At 69.3% G+C, this 19,134-nt stretch carries 17 protein-coding genes and 1 pseudogene; 15 read left to right on the forward strand and 3 right to left on the reverse strand.

All coding sequences use genetic code 11. The features are described 5' to 3' along the window. Positions 1-63 precede the first annotated feature (63 nt). The 11 genes from ACIG5A_RS11525 to ACIG5A_RS11575 all read left to right on the forward strand — a co-directional run bounded on the left by ACIG5A_RS11525 (position 64) and on the right by ACIG5A_RS11575 (position 13,478). The gene (locus tag ACIG5A_RS11525) at positions 64-1,914 is read left to right on the forward strand and encodes an HSP90 family protein (RefSeq protein WP_397240088.1); all 1,851 of its coding nucleotides are present in this window, start codon (positions 64-66) and stop codon (positions 1,912-1,914) included. Positions 1,915-1,917: 3 nt separating this feature from the next. Then, positions 1,918-3,873: a hypothetical protein gene (locus ACIG5A_RS11530; protein WP_397240089.1), complete on the forward strand. Its 1,956-nt coding sequence runs from the start codon at positions 1,918-1,920 to the stop codon at positions 3,871-3,873. 80 nt (positions 3,874-3,953) lie between these two features. Then, positions 3,954-4,598 (forward strand): nicotinate-nucleotide adenylyltransferase, encoded by a 645-nt coding sequence (nadD, locus tag ACIG5A_RS11535; RefSeq protein WP_397240090.1) that lies wholly within the window; start codon positions 3,954-3,956, stop codon positions 4,596-4,598. Next, positions 4,595-4,999, forward strand: coding sequence for a ribosome silencing factor (gene rsfS, locus ACIG5A_RS11540; protein ID WP_397240091.1), 405 nt, complete (start codon positions 4,595-4,597; stop codon positions 4,997-4,999). The genes nadD and rsfS overlap by 4 nt, the downstream gene beginning before the upstream one ends. Next, positions 4,996-5,655: a histidine phosphatase family protein gene (locus tag ACIG5A_RS11545; protein WP_397240092.1), complete on the forward strand. Its 660-nt coding sequence runs from the start codon at positions 4,996-4,998 to the stop codon at positions 5,653-5,655. Before rsfS ends, ACIG5A_RS11545 begins: the two co-directional genes overlap by 4 nt. A 703-nt stretch (positions 5,656-6,358) precedes the next feature. Next, positions 6,359-7,081 (forward strand): diglucosylglycerate octanoyltransferase, encoded by a 723-nt coding sequence (gene octT, locus ACIG5A_RS11550; RefSeq protein ID WP_397240599.1) that lies wholly within the window; start codon positions 6,359-6,361, stop codon positions 7,079-7,081. Between the two features lie 3 nt (positions 7,082-7,084). Continuing rightward, positions 7,085-7,927 (forward strand): DegV family protein, encoded by an 843-nt coding sequence (locus tag ACIG5A_RS11555; RefSeq protein ID WP_397240093.1) that lies wholly within the window; start codon positions 7,085-7,087, stop codon positions 7,925-7,927. A gap of 781 nt (positions 7,928-8,708) precedes the next feature. Further along, a complete protein-coding gene (locus tag ACIG5A_RS11560) occupies positions 8,709-9,761 on the forward strand; it encodes a helix-hairpin-helix domain-containing protein (RefSeq protein WP_397240094.1) in 1,053 nt (350 codons plus the stop codon). Next, positions 9,758-12,283 carry a ComEC/Rec2 family competence protein gene (locus ACIG5A_RS11565; RefSeq protein WP_397240095.1) on the forward strand — a complete coding sequence of 842 codons (2,526 nt, stop codon included), beginning with the start codon at positions 9,758-9,760 and terminating at the stop codon, positions 12,281-12,283. Before ACIG5A_RS11560 ends, ACIG5A_RS11565 begins: the two co-directional genes overlap by 4 nt. Positions 12,284-12,461: 178 nt before the next feature. Next, positions 12,462-12,965, forward strand: a complete 504-nt coding sequence (locus ACIG5A_RS11570) for a DinB family protein (protein ID WP_397240096.1) — start codon at positions 12,462-12,464, stop codon at positions 12,963-12,965. A gap of 81 nt (positions 12,966-13,046) precedes the next feature. Further along, on the forward strand, positions 13,047-13,478 hold the full coding sequence (locus ACIG5A_RS11575; RefSeq protein ID WP_397240600.1) for a MarR family winged helix-turn-helix transcriptional regulator: 432 nt from the start codon (positions 13,047-13,049) through the stop codon (positions 13,476-13,478). A gap of 179 nt (positions 13,479-13,657) precedes the next feature. On the opposite strand, the gene ACIG5A_RS11580 is transcribed toward ACIG5A_RS11575, so the two are convergent. Next, on the reverse strand, positions 13,658-14,353 hold the full coding sequence (locus tag ACIG5A_RS11580; RefSeq protein ID WP_397240097.1) for an SDR family NAD(P)-dependent oxidoreductase: 696 nt from the start codon (positions 14,351-14,353) through the stop codon (positions 13,658-13,660). 115 nt (positions 14,354-14,468) lie between these two features. Between ACIG5A_RS11580 and ACIG5A_RS11585 the strand changes: the two genes are divergently transcribed. The 3 genes from ACIG5A_RS11585 (at position 14,469) to ACIG5A_RS11595 (ending at position 17,447) form a co-directional block, all read left to right on the forward strand. Continuing rightward, on the forward strand, positions 14,469-15,077 hold the full coding sequence (locus ACIG5A_RS11585; protein ID WP_397240098.1) for a TetR/AcrR family transcriptional regulator: 609 nt from the start codon (positions 14,469-14,471) through the stop codon (positions 15,075-15,077). 40 nt (positions 15,078-15,117) lie between these two features. Then, the gene (holA, locus tag ACIG5A_RS11590) at positions 15,118-16,089 is read left to right on the forward strand and encodes a DNA polymerase III subunit delta (RefSeq protein WP_397240099.1); all 972 of its coding nucleotides are present in this window, start codon (positions 15,118-15,120) and stop codon (positions 16,087-16,089) included. A gap of 65 nt (positions 16,090-16,154) precedes the next feature. Further along, on the forward strand, positions 16,155-17,447 hold the full coding sequence (locus ACIG5A_RS11595; protein ID WP_397240100.1) for an LCP family protein: 1,293 nt from the start codon (positions 16,155-16,157) through the stop codon (positions 17,445-17,447). Between the two features lie 106 nt (positions 17,448-17,553). Here the strand turns inward: ACIG5A_RS11595 and ACIG5A_RS11600 are convergent, their stop codons facing one another. Both ACIG5A_RS11600 and ACIG5A_RS11605 read right to left on the reverse strand, forming a co-directional pair. Further along, a complete protein-coding gene (locus tag ACIG5A_RS11600) occupies positions 17,554-17,811 on the reverse strand; it encodes an aldo/keto reductase (RefSeq protein ID WP_397240601.1) in 258 nt (85 codons plus the stop codon). A 59-nt stretch (positions 17,812-17,870) separates the two neighbouring features. Continuing rightward, a pseudogene (locus ACIG5A_RS11605) lies at positions 17,871-17,915 on the reverse strand (IS200/IS605 family transposase); the annotation flags it as partial. A gap of 39 nt (positions 17,916-17,954) precedes the next feature. Between ACIG5A_RS11605 and ACIG5A_RS11610 the strand changes: the two are divergent. Continuing rightward, complete coding sequence (locus ACIG5A_RS11610; RefSeq protein ID WP_397240101.1) at positions 17,955-19,103, forward strand: RNA-guided endonuclease InsQ/TnpB family protein; 1,149 nt, start codon at positions 17,955-17,957, stop codon at positions 19,101-19,103. The last annotated feature ends 31 nt before the right edge of the window (positions 19,104-19,134 follow it).

The raw sequence follows: 19,134 nt of genomic DNA on the forward strand, positions 1-19,134 counted from the left end.
GGCGGGTTCCCGCGATCAGCTTTCGTTAAGCGAACGATAGGGACGAGCGGGGACCATCCCTGCATGGTGAACACGAGGTCGCACGGTGCCGGGTCCATAGGGGAGAGCTATTCGTTTCAGGTCGATCTGCGTGGCATCGTCGATCTGCTGTCGCACCACCTGTATTCGAGTCCGCGCGTCTATGTTCGCGAACTGCTGCAGAACGCCGTGGATGCCGTCACCGCGCGCGGGCAGCTCGATGCGCAGGCGCCCACCGCGATTCGCATCGATATCGACGCCGGCGGGCTCCGAATAGCCGACCCCGGCATCGGGCTCACCGAGGCCGACGTGCACCGCTTCCTCGCCACCATCGGCCGCTCGTCCAAGCGCGACGATATCGAGGGCGCCCGGCGAGAGTTCCTCGGGCAGTTCGGCATCGGGCTGCTCGCCTGTTTCACCGTGGCCGAGACCATCCGGGTGGTCACCCGGTCGGCCATCGATCCGGCGGCCGCCCCGGTGGAATGGCTCGCCGCCGCCGACGGCACCTACACGCTGCGCGTGGTCGACCACGAGACTCATCCCGAGCCGGGCACCACGGTGTGGCTCACGCCGCGGATCGGCGCGGAATCGTGGTTCGCGCCGGAGCGGGTGCGCGAACTCGTGCGTGACTTCGGTTCGCTGCTGCCGTACGAGGTGACGGTGCGCGCCGACGGCGAAAGCTACTGTGCCACCGACGGTGTCCCGATCTGGCGCCGCGCGTACGCCGCGCCGGTCGAGCGCAGGGCCGCGCTGCTCGCATACGGCGAGCGGGTACTCGGTTTCGCACCGCTCGATGTCATCGAGCTCGACGCCGAACTCGCGGGCGTCAACGGTGTCGCGTATGTGCTGTCGCAGCCGGGCAATCCCGCCGAGAGCAGCGCGCACCGGGTCTATCTCAAGGGCATGCTGCTCGGCGACGCCGTCCGCGGACTGCTGCCGGACTGGGCGTTTTTCGTGCGCTGCGTGATCGACACCGATACGCTGCGCCCGACCGCGTCGCGCGAGGGACTGTACGAGGACGAGCGCCTCGCCATCGTCCGCGATGTACTCGGTGAGCGGGTGCGCCACTGGCTCACCGAGATCGCCGCCGAACAGCCGGACCGGCTGGCCGCGTTCCTGTCCGTGCACTCGCTCGGTGTGAAGGCGATGGCCAGGCATTCGCTCGAGATGTTACGCATCATGCTGCCGCATCTGCTGTTCGAGACCACCGACGGCCGGGTACCGCTCACCGAGTTCGCCCGCACCCATCGGACCGTGCGGGTCACCGCGACGGTGGAGGAGTTCCGGCAGGTCGCCGCGACCGCCGCGGCACAGGGCATCGGCGTGGTCAACGGCGGCTACACCTATGACCGCGAGCTGGTCGGGTTGCTGCCGCAGGTGCTGCCCGGTGTGGTGGTGCAGGACATGGACGCGGACACGATCGCCGCGGCGCTCGACATCGTCGACCCGGCGGACGAACTCGCGCTCGCCCCGGTGCTCGCGATCGCGCGCGCGGCACTCGATCCGCTGGCCTGCGATGTGATTCTGCGTGCGTTCCACCCGGTTTCGGTGCCCGCGCTGTACCTGGACGGCCGCGCCGCCCGCAACGAGCGCACCAGGGCGGAGACCGCCGCGGAGGCGGACGAACTGTGGACCGAGATACTCGGCGCGCTGGCGGCCGTGACACCGCGCGCGCAACTCGTCCTCAACTACCACAGTCCGGTGGTGCGCAGGCTGCGGGCGATCGACGATCCGGCCTTCCTGAAGACGGCCATGGAATCGCTGTACGGCCAGGCGCTGCTGATGACCCACCGCCCGCTGCGGCCTGCCGATACCGCCCTGCTCAACCGCGCCTTCGGCGAATTCCTCAGCTGGGCAACGCAACGCGCCGCGAATGACGGCGAAGGAGCCGAATAACTCATGGACACCACGCAGATTCACGCCGCGCTGTGGGAGAGCCGCGCGCTGCCGCGCGGCCGGATGCAGGTCGAGCGGCTCGAGATACTGGCCGCCGCCGCGAAATCCGCATCGGATCGGGCACTGGAGGGGGAAGTGCTGTTGCAGCTGGCGCAGGCGTACACCTATGCGGGCGAGCGCGATCTGGCGCCGGTCACCTACGGCAGGCTGCTGCGGATCTACGACGAATTCCCCAGTGAGCTCGGCCCGTTCACCCATTCGATCCACTGGTACCTGAAGTGGATGACCTGGGGGCTGATCGACAATCCCGCCGTCGCGTTGCCGACCGTGTACCGCTGGCTCGACGAACTGGAAAACCGGTACCGCCAGCGCGGTTACAGTCCGCGCCCGGTGCTCACCTTGCGCGCCGAACTGGCGCGCAAGCTCGACGATCAGGCCACCTCCTCGGCCCTGCTCGCGGCGGCGATGGCGGCGCCGCGCGACAGCATGTCCGACTGCGATGCCTGCGAGCGCAACGAATGGGGTTCGAGCAGCGCCTATTTCGGTGAGGACGAGGCCGCGCTGGCGCATTGGCGGCCGGTCATCGACGGTGAGCGCAGCTGCGCGGAGGAGCCGCACCGGGTACTGGCGCAGGCGTTGCTGCCGCTGGTGCGCACCGGCCGCCTCGCCGAGGCGCGCAGCGCGCATCTCACCGGCTACTCGCTGGTCAGGCATATGCCGGACCTGCGGCACTCGGTCGGCATGCACATCGAGTTCTGCGCGCTGACCGGCAACGAGGCGCGCGGGCTGGAGATACTCGCCGAACACGCGTCCTGGCTCACCGAGCCCGGTGCGGACGCGTCGAGCAGATTGTCGTTCGTCACCGGCGTCTGCGTGCTGCTGCGCAGGTTGGTGACCCTCGAGCTCGGTACCGTCGGCGTCGGTACCGGAACCGTGGATTCGACACTGGCGGAATTGGATTCGGAGATCGCCGAGCTGTCCGCCCGCTATGACGCGCGCAACGGCAACACCGCCGTCAGCTCCAGGGTGGCCCGCAGGCTGACGCAGCGGCCGCTGCTCGACCGGTTGCCGCTCGGCATGCGCGGGAAGCTGCCGCGGTCCGCGCGCATTCCGGTCGCCGCGGCGCACGTCGCCGTCGAGGACGCCGCCGACTTCGCGGCCGAGGCACGCAGGCTCGCCGAACTGGCGACCGCGCGGCTGTCCGACGATCCCGGCGTCGCCGAGGCCCAGCTGCGGGAGGCGCTGCAGTTCGGCGCGGGCGTGCTGCCCGCCGAACATGTCGCGCGGTTGAGTTCCCAGCTGGTCACCGCCGTCGCCGGTCAGCCGGGACGCGATCTCGAACTGGCCGACGCCGCGCTCAACGCCGCCGCTCGCTGGGAAGGCATCTCCGAACCCGATGTGGTGCACCACACCGTGGTGGCGGCTCGTGCGCTGCACCGTGCCGGACGGCACGGCGAGGCCGCGGTGCTGTTCGAACAGGCGCTGGCGGACAACGTGATTCCGTATCCGAGGGCCGAACTCGCGCTGGTACGCGGGCAATTCGGCGATTCGCTGCAGCGGCTCGGCCGGAATCAGGACGCCGCGAAGCAATTCGCCGAGGCCGCCCGCCTGGTGCAGCACGATGCCGACCGCAGGGAACTGCACGCCGAGCTCGCCTGGTCGGCGGCGGGCGCGCTGGAGGGCTGCGGCCAGGAGGAGCAGGCGCTGGCCGCCTATCTGCGGGCGGCCGAGCTGTGGGACCTGCTCGGCATGATCCGGCCGCGGGCCAAATGCCTGCGCTCCGCGGCGTGGCTGCAGTTGTGGAACGGCGGTCCCGCGCTCGACACCATGCGCGAGTTGCTCGCGGAGCTGCGCGCATTGGCGCTGACCGCGCCCTCGCTCGATATCAGCAACGAGATCGCGAACACCCGCGACCAGATGGTGCAGATGCTGGCGGAGGACGTCGGCGACGCGGAGTAAGGCCGTTTACGTACTGGACGGTGTGCTGAAGCGGGGTGTGCGGGCGGTCGTCGGCAGTTGACCAACTAAGCTCGGCAGTCATGCACGAGTCAGGTCGGCGTCGACGCAAACTGGGGGTGATGGGTGGCACATTCGACCCCATCCATCACGGTCACCTGGTCGCCGCCAGCGAGGTCGCCAACCGGTTCGAGCTGGACGAGGTGATCTTCGTCCCGACCGGACTGCCCTGGCAGAAGGCGGACAAACAGGTCAGCCCCGCCGAGGATCGCTACCTGATGACGGTGATCGCGACCGCCTCCAACCCGCGGTTCTCGGTCAGCCGGGTGGATATCGACCGGGGCGGGGACACCCACACCGTCGACACCCTGCGCGAGATGCGGATCCAGTATCCGGACGCCGAACTGTACTTCATCACCGGAGCGGATGCGCTGGCCAACATCCTGACATGGCAGGATTGGGCCGAACTGTTCGAACTGGCGAAGTTCGTCGGAGTGAGCCGTCCGGGGTACGAGCTGAACACCGATCATCTCGAGGAACATCTGCGTGGACTTCCCGCCGATGCGGTGACCATGGTCGAGATCCCGGCGCTGGCCATCTCGTCGAGCGAATGCCGTCGACGCGCCGCCGAGAATCGGCCGGTGTGGTACCTCGTCCCGGATGGCGTGGTGCAGTACATATCGAAGCGGCACCTATACGTGACCGCGGATCGGAAGGTTACTGAATGAGCGCGTCGGTCGAGTCGGTCGAGATTGCGCAGGTCGCGGCGCGGGCTGCCGACGAGAAACTGGCCTCGGACGTGGTGGTGCTCGATGTGTCCGAGCAACTGGTCATCACCGACTGCTTCGTCATCGCCTCCGCCCCCAACGAGCGCCAGGTCAACGCCATCGTCGACAACGTCGAGGAGAAGCTACGCGAGGCCGGGCACAAGCCGGTGCGGCGCGAGGGGACCCGCGAGGGCCGATGGGCGCTGCTCGACTACGTCGACGTGGTGGTGCACATCCAGCACAACGACGAGCGCAACTTCTACGCGCTGGAGCGGCTGTGGAAGGACTGCCCGGTGGTGCCCGTCGACGGCATCGGTGACCCGCGCCAGCTGACCGGCACGGTGCAGGACGACGCCGAGTGAGAAAGCACGCCGGTGTGCGCACGCTGATTCTGTTGCGGCACGGGCAGACCGAATGGAACGCGGTCGATCGGATGCAGGGCCAGATCGACACCGATCTCACCGAACTCGGCAGGCGGCAGGCGAAAGAAGCCGCGCGGGAACTGGTTTCGCGCAATGCCATCGCCATCGTCTCCTCGGATCTGCGCCGCGCCTACGACACCGCGGTCGCACTGTCCGACCACACCTCCCTACCCGTGGTGCGCGATCCCCGGCTGCGGGAAACCAACCTCGGCGATTGGGAGGGGTTGACCCATGTGGACGTCGACGCCGACTATCCGGGCGCGCGGGTGGCCTGGCGGCTGGACGCGGAATACACCCCGCCCGGCGGCGAGAGCAAACTCGAGGTCGGCGCGCGGTCGCTGCCGGTCGTCCAAGAGTTGTACGCCGACCGGCAGGATTGGCCTGGCCGGACTATCATCCTGGTGGCGCACGGCGGGCTGATCGCCGCCCTCACGGCCGCGCTACTGGATCTGCCGCCACGCAACTGGCCTGTCCTCGGTGGACTGGCCAACACCAGCTGGGTGCAGCTCAGCAGCCACGGCCCGAGCATCGATCATCCCGGCTGGCGCCTGGACGTATGGAATGCAGCGGCGAAGGTGGCCCCGGATGTCCTCTGAAGAGCCGATTCGGCAGGTGCCCGACGAGTTGTTCCGTCAGGTCACCGCGAAGCCGGAACGCTCTATCCCCGACGCGCTATTCGGCCCGGCGCCCGCGCCGGACCCCGTAGCGGAAACGGCCGCGCCGACCGGCGAGCCGGACGCTGTCGCGCCGGGCGGCGCGGGATTCGGCGCGGTGACCGGTGGATCCGAATCCGCCGCCGGCGAATCGACTACTGCGATAGCTGGACTCGCTGAGCGCACCGGGAACCCCGCGGCCGATGGTGAGGGTTCGGATGTGGACGTGGCGGGAGCTGATCCGGGCGCCGCATCCACCGACCCCGGCGGGGGCGCCGGGGTCGTGTCCACGCCCGGATATGCGCGGTCCGCCGAAACGGCAGCCGATGATGCTGCTGCGGCGACGAATGAGCCGGGTACTGCTGCTGAAGGATTCGCGGGATCGGCCGGTGCCACGGTGCCCGGCGACGCTGGATTCGCGCCTGCGCCCGGGCAATCGGGTGAAGCGGCGTCGATTGGTTCTGCGGGAGTACCGAATACCGGTGCTTCGGAATCCGCGGCCGAATTCGGCGCCGTGGTCGGCGGTTCCGCGACTTCGGCGGAATCGGGTGATGCGGTCGGCGGCATCGTCGAGCGGACCGATGAGGCTGCCGCGCCTGCCCCCGGCGGTGGCTCGGGTGTGGTTGCCGAGGCGGCCGATACGGTGGTGGACGAGGCGAAGCCCGCGCGACCGGTGCTGCTGGTGATCGCCGATTCGCTGTCTTATTTCGGGCCCAAAGGTGGTCTGCCCGCTGATGATCCGCGGATCTGGCCGAATCTGGTCGGGGCGGAACTCGATTGGGAGGTGGAGCTGGTCGGCCGGATCGGCTGGACCTGCCGCGATGCCTACTGGGCGCTGATCGGCGACCCGCGCGTGTGGGCGGCCGTGCCGCGCGCCGGTGCGGTGGTGTTCGCCGTCGGCGGGATGGACACGCTGCCCTCGCCGCTGCCGACCGCGCTGCGCGAGCTGATCCGGTACGTGCGGCCGCCGGTGCTGCGCAGGGGCGTGCGCGCCACCTACAACTGGCTGCAGCCGAAACTGTCGAAACTCGGCCGCCCCGTTGCGCTTCCGCCGAAGGTGAGCATCGATTACCTGGAACAGTCGCGTGACGCGCTCGCCCAGCTGCGCCCCGATCTGCCGGTGGTCGCGGTGCTGCCGTCCGTGCACGACTGCGCCGCCTACGGCCGGGTGCATTCCGGTCGGCCGCGCGCGGTCGAGGCGTTGCGGGCGTGGTCGGCGCGGACCTCGGTCCCACTGGTCGACCTCGGAGAAGCGGTGCGCGACAATATCTTCTCCGGTGAGGCCAACCCGGACGGCATCCACTGGGGCTGGGCCGGGCATGCCGCGGTGGCCAATGCGATGGTGAAGACGTTGCAGGAGGTTCGGTAGTCCGTGGCCGTAGTGGTCGTCACCGATTCGTCCGCGAGCGTCCCCACCGCACTGGTCGACGAACTGGGCATTTCCGTTGTGCCGCTGCATGTCCTGGTGGGTGACCGGGCGATCCGCGAGGGCATCGACCCGATCGACATCGACTACGCCGCCGACACCGTGACCACCTCGGCCGCCTCGCCCGGTGAACTGCGTGCCGCCTACGAATCGGCGCTGGCGCGCAGCGCGGGCGATGGCGTTGTGGCCGTGCATCTCTCGCGTCAGCTGTCCGGCACCTGGGAGGCGGGCAGGCAGGCGGTGCGCGATATGGACGCCGCCGACCGGGTGCGGCTCGTCGATTCGCTCGGCGCGGGTCTGGCCACCGGATTGCCGACGCTCGCCGCCGCTCGCCGGGCCAGGGATGGCTCGCCACTGGACATCGTCTACGACACCGCCGTCGCCGCCTCGAGCCGGGCTCGCACTTTTATCCTGGTCAACCGCACCGAGCAGCTGCGCCGCGGTGGCCGTTTGAGCAGTGCCGCAGCCTTTTTCGGCAGTGAGCTCGTCACCAAACCGCTGCTGCAGATCGTCGAGGGCCGTCTCGAACTGCGCGAGAAGGTCCGCACCCGCTCCAAGGCGTACGCCAAACTCGTTGCCGCCGCGGTCGATGCGGCGGGCGAGGACGGCGCCGCGGTGGCCGTCCAGCATCTCGGCGCGGAGGAAGTGGCCAATACCGTTGCCACCCAACTCCGCAACCTGATTCCCGGCATCCGGGAACTCATCGTCACCGAATTCGGGCCCACCCTCGGTATTCACCTCGGAGTCGGTGCCGTCGGCGTGCTCGTCGTGCCGGGCGGTTGTTGCTGACCTGGCTCTTCGGTGAGCTGTCGGCCCGACCGCCTGCCTGCACACCACCGACCTCCCGCCTCGGCGCAACACCACTTCTACGTCTCCCGCGGCTTCATGTCCGTCCGCGTCACCACCACCAACGGCCAGCGAACCCGCCAACTACTTGTCCACAGGCCTCCGCTTATCCACAGACTTTCTGAATCCCCTGCTCGGCCCCGATCTTCGCCGCCGGATGCCCACTACCGTCGCCGCCATGTCACGACACGACGAGCGCGAGCGAACCCGCAGACGCCTTGGCGCCCTCAACGCCCGAGTCGCCGCAACCAGAACCCGGCAAACCGAACTCCGCACCGGCCTGCGCCCGGCTGAGCCGGTACGGCCAACGCGCGAGCTACCCAGCCGGACTCGCGCATCGAAGGTCGCCCGAGCCGTCGGCCTCAGCCGTCCACACCCTCTGCTCCGCTCACCAGAACCGGCACAGCGACATTTGTGGCGGCAGGCAAAGGAACAGAAGTTCGACAGAAGCGACAAGGCGGAAGACTCGGAGGCGGCGGGTAAGGGGGCCGCGCCCGCGACATCGTCGAGCGCACGGCCACTGCTCGACGGTGCACCCCCGGTGCGGCAGGCACGCACGGGTGCATTGTGGCGGAGCCGGCGCGATGGCGTGCGGGGCGATGAGGAGCCGGACGATGCCGCGGCAGTCTCGAGTGGGCAAGCGTGGCTGGACGGCAAACCGCCTGTGCGGCGGGCGCATTCGGGGGCGCTGTGGTCGAGCCGGCGCGGCAATGCGGAGGGTTCCATGGTGTCGGGCGAGCAGGTCGGCGCCGTGAATCCGGCGGGTGAAAGGAAGGGTGCCGTGGCCGCGTCGAGTGGGCAGATTTGCCTCGACGACGGACCCGAGGCGTCGCGGGTGAGCACGGAGAATGCCGGAGAGCCGGGGGCGGTGGGGCGGGCGGGGCAGTGGGATCTCGATGAACTTTCGGCGGATCCGGGGGATGCCGACGGGGCCATCGGTGCGGCGGAGGGGAGCGACACCGAGAGCGCTGTGCGCGAGGACAGCGGTGGGATCGGCGGGGTGCGGGCGCCGAGTTGGCTCGAGGAGCCGGGCGGTAGGCGGGGGCGGTGGGTGGATCGGGTTGTGCCGGAACGGTTTCTGGGGGCTCGGCTCGATCCTGGGCGGCGGGGTGTGCTGACGTTGGCGGTGGCCGGTCTGGTGGCGGTGGTCGCGACGGCGGGTGTGGTGCTGTGGGAGCGGCCGGTCGCGCGGTCCGTGCCGGTGCCCGCGGTGCGCACGGCGACGGCGGTCAGTGCCCGGCCCTCGGGGGCCGGTTCCGCGCCGAGTGCGGCGCCCGGTGCGGTGCCTGGCACACCGGAGAGCGCGAGTACCGAATTGGTGGTCAGCGTGGTGGGTTTGGTGTGGCGGGTCGGGCTGGTCCGCCTGCCGTCCGGGTCGCGGGTGGCGGATGCGATCACCGCGGCCGGCGGCGTGCAGGACGGTGCGGATCTGTCCGGACTGAATATGGCGCAGCGCCTGCAGGACGGTGACCAAGTGCTGGTCGGCCCGCACGGTCCGAACGCGGGCCCACCACAGCTGGGCAGTACGACGATCAACGCCGGCGGGCATCCATCGCCGAATTCCGCTCCGGCGCAACGCCCCGGCGCCCGTATCAACCTCAACACCGCGACGGAGGCCGAACTCGACACGCTCCCCGGCGTCGGCCCGGTCACCGCCCGCGCCATCATCACCTGGCGCACCACCAACGGCCGCTTCACCGACATCACCCAGCTGGGCGACATCGACGGCATCGGCCCGGCCCGCCTCGCCCGCCTCCGCGACCTGGTGACCGTATGACCGCGGTGGATGGGGTGGGGGATGTGGATCGGCGGGCCTCGGCGGAGGAGCAGCCAGGGGTGCTGGATGCGCGGTTGCTGCCCGCGATGCTGTGTTGTTGGGGCGCGACGATTGCCGCGGTGACGGCTGGGTGGGTGGCGGGGGTGGTGCTGGCGGCCGGGCTGGTCGTGCTCGCCATCGGGTTGTGGGTGTTGTTGCTGTGGTCGATGGCGCATCGGCGGGAGCGGTGGCGCGGGGTGGCGGTGGTGGCATTGGCCGCGGTGTTGCTGGGGGCGGGGTTCGCGGTGGCGGCGGCCTGGCGAGAGTATCGGGTGCAGACTCATCCACTGCGGTCGACGGCCGGTGCGACGTCGGTGATGGTGGTCGCGACGCCGGTGAGCGATCCGAAACCGGTGCGGTCCAGTGGATTCGGCGATCAGCGGTGGGTGGTGCGCGGAAACCTGCGGGAGTATCGCCGGGGCGCGAGCGTGGTGCGTACCGGTGGTGCGGTGGTGATCCTGGCGTCGGGGGAGGGGTGGGCGCGGCTGTCGCCGGGGCAGGCGGTGGAGTTTCGGGCACGGGCGGAACAACCGCCGCACCGGGATCTGACGGTGGTGATGCTGCGGGCGCAGGGTCCGCCGGTCGTGGTCGGCTCGTTGCCGTGGTGGCAACGGGTCGCCGGAACTGTGCGCACCGCCCTGGCAGGGGCGAGTTCGCGCGCGCTGTCGGCGGATTCGGCGGGGCTGCTGCCCGCGCTAGTCGTCGGCGACACCTTCGCGCTGCCCGAGCATGTGCGCGAGGATTTCGAAATCGCTGGGCTGGAACACCTTTGCGTGGTGAGCGGCGCCAACTTCACCATTCTGCTGACGGCCGTGCTCTTCGTGGTGCGGCTGCTGACCCTCGGCCCGCGCGCCGCGGCAGCTGTCGCGGCCGCCGCTTTGCTGATGTTCGTGATCGTGGCCCGCCCGGATCCCAGTGTGCTTCGCGCCGCGGCGATGGGCGCGATCACCTTGCTGGCCTTGGTCACCGGACGCCGCAAGCAGGCACTGCCCGCGCTGTGCGCGGCGATCATCGCACTGCTCGCGCTGTGGCCGGAGCTGGCGGTGCGCGCCGGATTCGCGCTGTCGGCCATCGCGACCGGCGGATTGATCCTGCTGGCGCCGAGTTGGGCGGACTGGCTGCGCGCCCGCGGCTGGCGGCGCGTCCCGGCCGAGATCGTCGCGGTCTCCGCCGCGGCGTTCGTGGTGACCACGCCGCTGATGATCGCCCTCACCGGTCGCGTCAGCATGGTCGCGATCCTCGCGAACTGCTTGGTGGAGCCGGTGATCGCGCCCATCACGGTCCTCGGCGCCACCGGTGCGGTGCTGTCCTGCCTGTGGCCACCGCTCGCCGACGTGGTGCTGCGTTGTGCGGCGCCGCCACTGTGGTGGCTACTGTCGGTCGCCGAACATGCCGCGGCCGTACCGGGTGCGGAGCTGACGGTGCCCGGCGGCGCCCTCAGCGGCATCACCGCGTGCGCCGTGTTCGTCGCGATCATCCTCGCCCTGCGCTGCCGCCTGGTGCGCAGAGTGGCCGTGGTCGTCGCCGTCGCGGTGGCGGCGGTACTGATTCCGATCCGGATCTGGCACCCCGGCTGGCCACCCGGCGACTGGGTCCTGGCCGCCTGCGCTGTCGGCCAGGGCGATGCCCTCGCACTCTCCCTGGGCAACGGCGCCGCCGTGGTCATCGATGTCGGCCCACACCCCCGCCCCATCGACACCTGCCTGACCCGCCTCGGCATCACCACCATCCCCCTCCTGATCCTGACCCACCCCCACGCCGACCACATCGGCGGTCTGCCCGGAGCCCTTCAGAACCGCCACGTCTCCGCACTCGCCGTCGCCCCCAACGAATTGGACGGCCTCTCCGCTCAGCCCCGGCTCGCCACAGGAGTTCAGGGGGAGTCGGTCGAGAGCAGGGGACGGGTAGCCGACGAGCGTGGGGAGGCGCCTAGAGGAGGGCGTGAACCTGTTGATGGCATCGAGCAGGTGGTGGAAGTCGCTGCCGCGGAGAAGGTTCCGCTGATCGAGTTGTCGGAGGGGCAGGTGCTTGCCTTCGCCGCGGTCGAATTGACGGTGCTGGCGCCCGCGGCACGCTCCGCTCGCCTGACGCGTCCGCCGGGGACCGATGGTGCGAACGACCGGTCGATCGTCATCGCGGCCACCACCTCGGCGGGCCGGATCCTGCTCACCGGCGATATCGAGGCCCCGGCTCAGCAATCCCTGCTGCGTTCGGGCGCCGAGCTCCGAGCCGACATCCTCAAGGTCCCGCACCACGGATCCCGAACCACCACAAAGGAATTCCTCACCGCGGTCCGCCCCCGCCTGGCCCTCGTCACGGTCGGCGCCGACAACACCTTCGGCCACCCCCACCCCGCCCTCCTCGCCGAACTCTCCGCCCTCGGCGCCACCGTAGCCCGTACCGACGAACAAGGCGACATACTCGTGATGGGCGCAGGCCCGACCCTGCGCACCCTGCACGCACGGCCCCCGAACTCCAGCTAGCACAACAGCTCGCCCGGTCCGCTCGCCCAATGTGCAACTACGGCAGCGACTATCGAGTAGCGCCGACCTGACTGCGCACTCGCCGACCGATCGGGACGGACACCGGCCGTCAACCGAGCTGAGTCGTGGCGATCACCATGCGGGTCACCGCGAGCGTGTGGTCCACTACCGTGGCCCTGTGACTCCTTGTGCGGAATGCGGTTTCGACTACGACGAGGCCCTCGTCCCGACCGCGACGTCGACCATCCGCGACTATGCCGCGCAGTACGCGGCACTGCTCACCACCGCCGACCCGGCCGCTCTGCGTACCCGGACCGCGCCGGATATCTGGTCCGGCCTCGAGTACGCCTGCCATATGCGCGATGTTCTGCTGGTGCAGCGGGAACGGCTGCTCGCCGCCCGCCGCGCCGAGATCCCGCCGACGGCCGAGCCGATGGGCCGTGACGAACGGGTGGAGCACGACGGCTACGCCGCACAGCACCCCGATGATGTCGCCCGCCAGCTCACCGACGCGGCAATGCTTTTCACCCACGCTTTCGACCGTCTCGGCCCGGATGACCAGCGCCGCGAGCTCGTCTACAGCTATCCCGAGCCCGCCCATCGGTCGTTGCGCTGGCTGGCATTGCACACCGTGCACGAGTTGCGTCACCACCTGCTCGACATACGCGGCCAGGGCTTCTGACCTGTGGTCGATCCTGGCTGGTCCAGGCGAGGTCAAATTGGTTGGCTGCGCCAACCATGTAGGGTGGCTGTCGTGGAGGAGATGCCCGCACGCCTGACCACGAAGCCGAGTTGGCTGCTCACTCAGCTGGCGGTACACGCCCATCGGCTGGCGTCCGATGGCTTCGGTGCGGTGGGCGCGCGCGGGTACCACTACCGGATACTGGCCGCGCTGGACGAATTCGGGGTGGCCAGCCAGGCCGAACTCGGCCGCCGCACCAATATGGACCGCAGCGATGTGGTGGCCGCGATCAATCAACTCGCCGAGCAGGGCTATGTCGAGCGAACCCCCGACCCGGGCGACCGCCGGCGCAACATGGTGAGCCTCACCGAGGCGGGGAATCGGCAACTGCGACAGCTGGATCGAACACTCGACAAGGTGCAGGACGACCTACTCGAACCCCTTTCCGCCGAGGACCGGCAAACCCTGACCCGCCTCCTCGCCCAACTGCTCGTCCATCACCACCGAGGATGAGGAGACCGCGCGCAAGCCTCGGCCGCACCCGGATTCGCGAGGATTGATCCCGCGGCTCACCCGATTGCGGCGCGGCCGTACCCATTTCGCCCTGCGATGCCGATGGTCGGCCCGGTGAGCGTGCGCTCAGGTAGGCGCTTCTCGACAGTTGCCGCCATAGTTGCGCATTGAGCGGGCGTTCACCAGGGCACGGTCTTGCCGTGGCGGTCCAGGAATTGCAGTCCGGGCGCGCCCGCTTGTGCTTCGAGGACATCGACGACGGCCGGGATGCTCTCTTCGGGTAGGAGGGGTGCGTCGGGGCCGCCGAGCCGGGTCTGGTTGTGGCCGGGGTCGATGAGGAGTTTGGTGTGGCCGTCGGCGGCGTAGCGGGTGGCGTAGCTGCGCATCAACTGGTTGAGGGCGGCCTTGCTCGCCTTGTACAGCTCGAAGCCGTCCTCGGTGTTCCGCGAGATGCTGCCCTGTTCGGAGGACATGATCGCGACGGTGCCGCCGGGAGCGACGAGATCGCGCAGCGCCTCGACGGTGCGCAGCGGGCTCGCGGCGTTGGTGATCATCACCTCGGTGAACATGTCGGTCGGGACCGCGGCGATCGGCAGGTTGCCGCGATCGATCGCGGCGTTGACGAAGAGCAGGTCGAGCCGGCGGCCGTCCAGGCGTTCGCGTAGCGCGGCCAACTGTTCGGAGCTCGTCATCTCCAGTGATTCGATCTCCAGTCGCCCTTGGGACGCATCGGCATGCGCCTGCAGTTCCCCGCCGCTCCGGCGCGTGGTGGCGATGACGTGCCAGCCGCGTCGTATGAGCTCGCTGGCGAGTACGAGGCCGAGCCCTCGGGAGGCTCCGATGACGAGGGCTCGGCGGTGGGGTGTGGCGGACACGGTCACTCCTTCGCGGTGCGGAAGATCCAGGCCCTCAATCTAGACTGGACGTTGCGTATAGACAAGACGTCGCGTCTACACAAATCCGTGACCGCGCTGACGTATCGTGTCCCGCATGCCCGCCGCGAGCCCTCGACCCCCACGGACGCACTCCGGCAACCGGCGCGACGAGGCCGCGCGCCTCGCCGTACTGCACGCCGCGGACGACCTGCTTGCCGAGCACGGCTTCGGCGCGCTGACCGTCGAGGCGATCGCGCGCCGGGCGGGCGTCGCCAAGCAGACGATCTACCGCTGGTGGCCGTCGAAGGTCGAGATCCTGCTCGACACGCTCATCGAGGACAGCGAAAAGCGGCTACCCATTCCGGCGGAGCAGCCGACGGCGGAAAGTATCCGCGGCTACCTGCGCGCCTTCGCCCGATTCCTCACCCGCGATCCGGCGGGCAAGGTCATGCTGGCGCTCATCGCCCAAGCCCAACATGATCCCGCCACGGCCGAGAGCTTCCAGCAGCGCTACCTCGGCCCGCGCCGCGACAGAGAACGCGACATGCTCACCCGCGCGATCGACGCGGGCGAGATCGCACCGCGGCTCGGCCCCGACGCCACGATGGACGCCCTCGTCGGCCCGCTCGTCTACTGCGCCCTGACCGGGTCGGCAATTCCCCGCGGACTTATCGGCGCCCTTGTCGACGACCTACTCAGGCCGCGCTCGATCGCGTCGGCGTGAGGGCGCGGGGCTGTCGGTGGGGGGACGTAGGATCGGGCGGGTGACGGAGCGGATCGCGGCGGTGCACCTCGTGCTGGGGGAAGAAGAGCTGTTGATCGAACGGGCGATCGCGGGGATCGTCGGGGAGGTCAGGGCCGTGGCGCCGGATCCGGAGGCCGTGCCGGTGGATCGGCTGCGGGCGGGTGATGCCAGTACCGCGGAGCTCGCCGAGCTGTTGAGCCCGTCGCTGTTCGCCGAGGATCGGGTGATCGTGCTCGAATCCGCCGCGGAGGCGGGGAAGGACGCGGTGTCGGTGATCACCGAGGCCGCCACGGATCCGCCCGAGGGTGTGGTGCTCGTCGTGCTGCATTCCGGCGGCGGCCGGGCCAAGGCGCTGGCCCCGGCATTGCAGAAGGCGGGCGCGCAGGTGCACAACTGCGCCAAGCTCACCAAGGCGACCGAGCGGGTCGAGTTCGTGCGCGGTGAATTCCGCACCGCCGGGGTGCGGGTGGCGGGCGAGGTCGTGCAGGTGCTGCTGGAAACGATCGGCTCGGATCTGCGCGAGCTGGCCGCGGCCGCCTCGCAGCTGGCCTCGGACACCGGCGGCAAGATCGATGTGGCGGCCGTGCGCCGCTACTACTCCGGTAAGGCGGAGGTCTCCGGCTTCGACGTCGCGGAACTGGCCGTCGCGGGCGACCGCCCCGGCGCGATGGAGGCGCTGCGCTGGGCGAACGATCGCGGCGTGCCGCACGTGCTGCTGGCCGACGCGCTCGCCGACTCGGTGCACACTATCGCCAGGGTCGGCTCGGCCGGGCGCGGTGACCCGTTCAAACTGGCCTCCGATCTGGGCATGCCGCCGTGGAAGGTGAAGAAGGCCCAGGCCCAGGCGCGCGGCTGGACGCCTGCCACCATCGGGTCCGCTCTGCAGGTGGTCGCGGCGCTCAACGCCGACGTCAAGGGCGGCGCCGCGGATGCGAGCTACGCGCTGGAGTACGCGCTGACGCGCATCCTCGACCTGCACGCAGCGGGCTGACCAGGAGATATCCATCACTCGGGCCGCCATGAGCCCTGTTCGTCCAGGCAAACTGGACGTTAGTTATGGACGAGCAAACCGTGCCGGGCTTCCGGGTCGAGGATCTCCAGCGTGCCCGCAGGCGGCACGCTCGTCGGGCGCGCGGTGCGCATCGCCGCCGCGCACAGCGTCGCGTGGGGCGCATCGCCGCGAAGGTGGTGGCCGCGGGCTTGTCCCTCGCGGTGCTCGCCGGCACCGCCATCGGCTGGGCGACGGCGGGCAGTTTCGACAGCGGCTTCGGCAGGTCGGGCGCGCTCGGCGACGACGCGCCGCATTCGCTCGACGGCGATATGAACATCCTGCTGATCGGCCTGGACACCCGGCGCGATCAGGACGGCAACGAGCTGCCGCAGGAGGTGCTGTCCCAGCTGCACGCGGGCGATGGCGACAACGGCGGCTACAACGCCAACACGCTGATCCTGGTGCATATCCCGAAGGATATGAAAAAGATTGTCGCGGTATCGATTCCGCGCGACGACTACGTCAAGGTATCCGGCATCCCCGGCTACACCGACGCCAAGATCAAGGAAGCCTACGGCCTGAAGAAGGCCGCGGTGCAGGACCAGCTGATCAACAAGGGTGTCACCGATCGGAAGACGCTCGAGCGCGAGGGCCGCGAGGCTGGCCGCGCCTCCGTCATCCAGGCCGTGCGCGACCTGACGGGCGTGCCGATCGACCGCTTCGCCGAGATCACCCTCGGCGGTTTCTACGACCTGTCCAAAGCACTCGGCGGCGTCGAGGTGTGCCTGAAGCATCCGGTGCAGGATCTCGAATACTCCGGCGCGGACTTCCCGGCGGGCCGCCAGCGGCTCGACCCGGCCCAGTCGCTCGCCTTCGTGCGGCAGCGGCACGGCCTGGAGAACGGCGATCTCGATCGCACCCATCGCCAGCAGGCGTTCCTCACCTCGGTGGCCAACGATCTGAAGAGTTCGGGCACGCTCACCGATATGGGCAAGCTGTCCGCGCTGATGACGGTCGCGCACCGCAATATCGTGCTGTCCAACGGCTGGAACGCCACCGACTTCCTGCGCACCCTCGGTTCGGCCGACAGCCCCACCGTCGAATTCCGCACGCTGCCGGTACTGCGCTACGACGTCGTCGACGGCCAGGACGTGAACATCGTCGACCCGGCCGCGATCAAGCGCGAGGTCCGCGCCGCCTTCGGCACCCCGAGCCCCTCCGATATCCCGCTGCCGCCTGCCGATACCCAGGTGCGCGACCAGATTTCGGCGGCGGACGGAACCACCACTCCCGCACCGGATTCCGGAAAGCCGGTGGACACCACCATCAACGGCGACACCATCCCCTGCGTGAACTGACACGCGAGGGGTGACCTCCAGCCCCTCTTCTCCGTCCGCTGGAGGTCACCCGCGGCCGTCGCGGGCCGAGACTGAAATAGTATGCGCGACAGCCGATTACGGCGACTCAGCGCCTGCCTTCGATCTTCAGGTCACCGAAGGTGACGCTCTGGGTCATCGCCCTGCCGAGGAATTCGTGCGGGAACCCGAGATCGATGCTGCTCGCCTGCGCCAGCCGCGCGAGGTGCTGATCGTCGAACTCGACCTCCAGTGCGCCGAGATTGTCCTCGAGCTGAGCGGGCGTGCGCGCGCCGATGATCGGCGAGGTGATGCCGCGCTGCCGCAGCGCCCATGCCAGCGCCACCTGCGAGGGCGTCCTACCCAGTTGTGCGGGACGTTCACCAGCAGGTGCACGTGGTTGGCCTCGTCATTGAGTTCGATCAGTTCACAGTCGAAGTCCTGACACACCGCCCGCATGATCTCCTCCATGCGGGTCAGGTGTCGGTCGGCGAAAGTACGCTGTGAATTGTGCAGCTCCGGTACAACTTCCGCGTCTACCCGACGCCGGGCCAGCAGGTTGGGCTGGCTCGTGCGTTCGGGTGTGCGCGGGTGGTGTTCAACGACGGGTTGGCCGCACGCAAGACGGCGTTCGAGCAGGGCTTGCCGCCTATCCCGGACGCGGAGTTGTCGAAACGGTTGACGTTGGTGAAGAAGACCCCGGAACGCGCCTGGCTCAGCGAGGTGTCGTCAGTGGTGTTGCAGCAAGCGTTAGCCGACCTGAACACTGCCTACCGCAACTTCTTTCAATCGGTCACTGGAAAGCGTCGAGGTGCTCGGATCGCGCTGCCGCGGTTGCGGTCCCGTAAGGACTCCCGACAGTCGATTCGGTTCACCCGCAACGCGCGCTTCGCGGTAACAACCGGCCGGAAGCTGCGGTTGCCGAAGATCGGGGAGTTGAAGATTGCCTGGTCGCGGGAGTTGCCGAGCGCACCGTCGTCAGTGACGATCACCAAAGATTCGGCGGGCCGGTATTTCGCGTCGTTCGTGGTCGTGACCAGCGATCAGGCGTTGCCGCCAACCGATGCCGAGGTGGGTATCGACTTGGGGTTGGCGACGTTCGCGGTCTTGTCCGATGGCAAGACGATCGCCTCGCCGAGGTTCCTGCGCCAGGCCGAACGGAAGCTCCGCAAGGCGCAGAAAGCGTTGTCTCGCAAGGACAAGGGCGGCAAGAACCGGGCCAAAGCCCGCGTGCGTGTCGCGAAGGCGCATGCGAAAGTAGCCGACACACGCCGCGACTGGGCGCACAAGCAGTCCACGACGATCATCCGCGACAACCAAGCGGTATACGTCGAGGACCTGTGCGTCAAGGGTTTGGCGCGTACCCGGTTGGCGAAATCGGTCCACGACGCCGGGTGGGGCATGTTCACGCGGATGCTGGAGGAGAAAGCCGCCCGGTACGGGCGATACTTCGCCAGGGTCGACCGCTGGTTCCCCTCCACCCGGCTGTGCTCGGTGTGCGGGGCGATCAGCGACGAGAAACCGCTGCATGTGCGGGAGTGGACCTGTACCTGCGGGGCTGTCTGCGACCGTGATCTGAACGCGGCAGTCAACATCCTCGCGGCCGGACGGGCCGAGAGGTTAAACGCCTGCGGAGGGGCTGTCAGCCTTCCCGCTTAATGGGGAAGCGAGCCCCTGTGAAACAGGAACC

Source organism: Nocardia sp. NPDC052566 (assembly GCF_044547285.1).
Lineage (GTDB): Bacteria > Actinomycetota > Actinomycetes > Mycobacteriales > Mycobacteriaceae > Nocardia.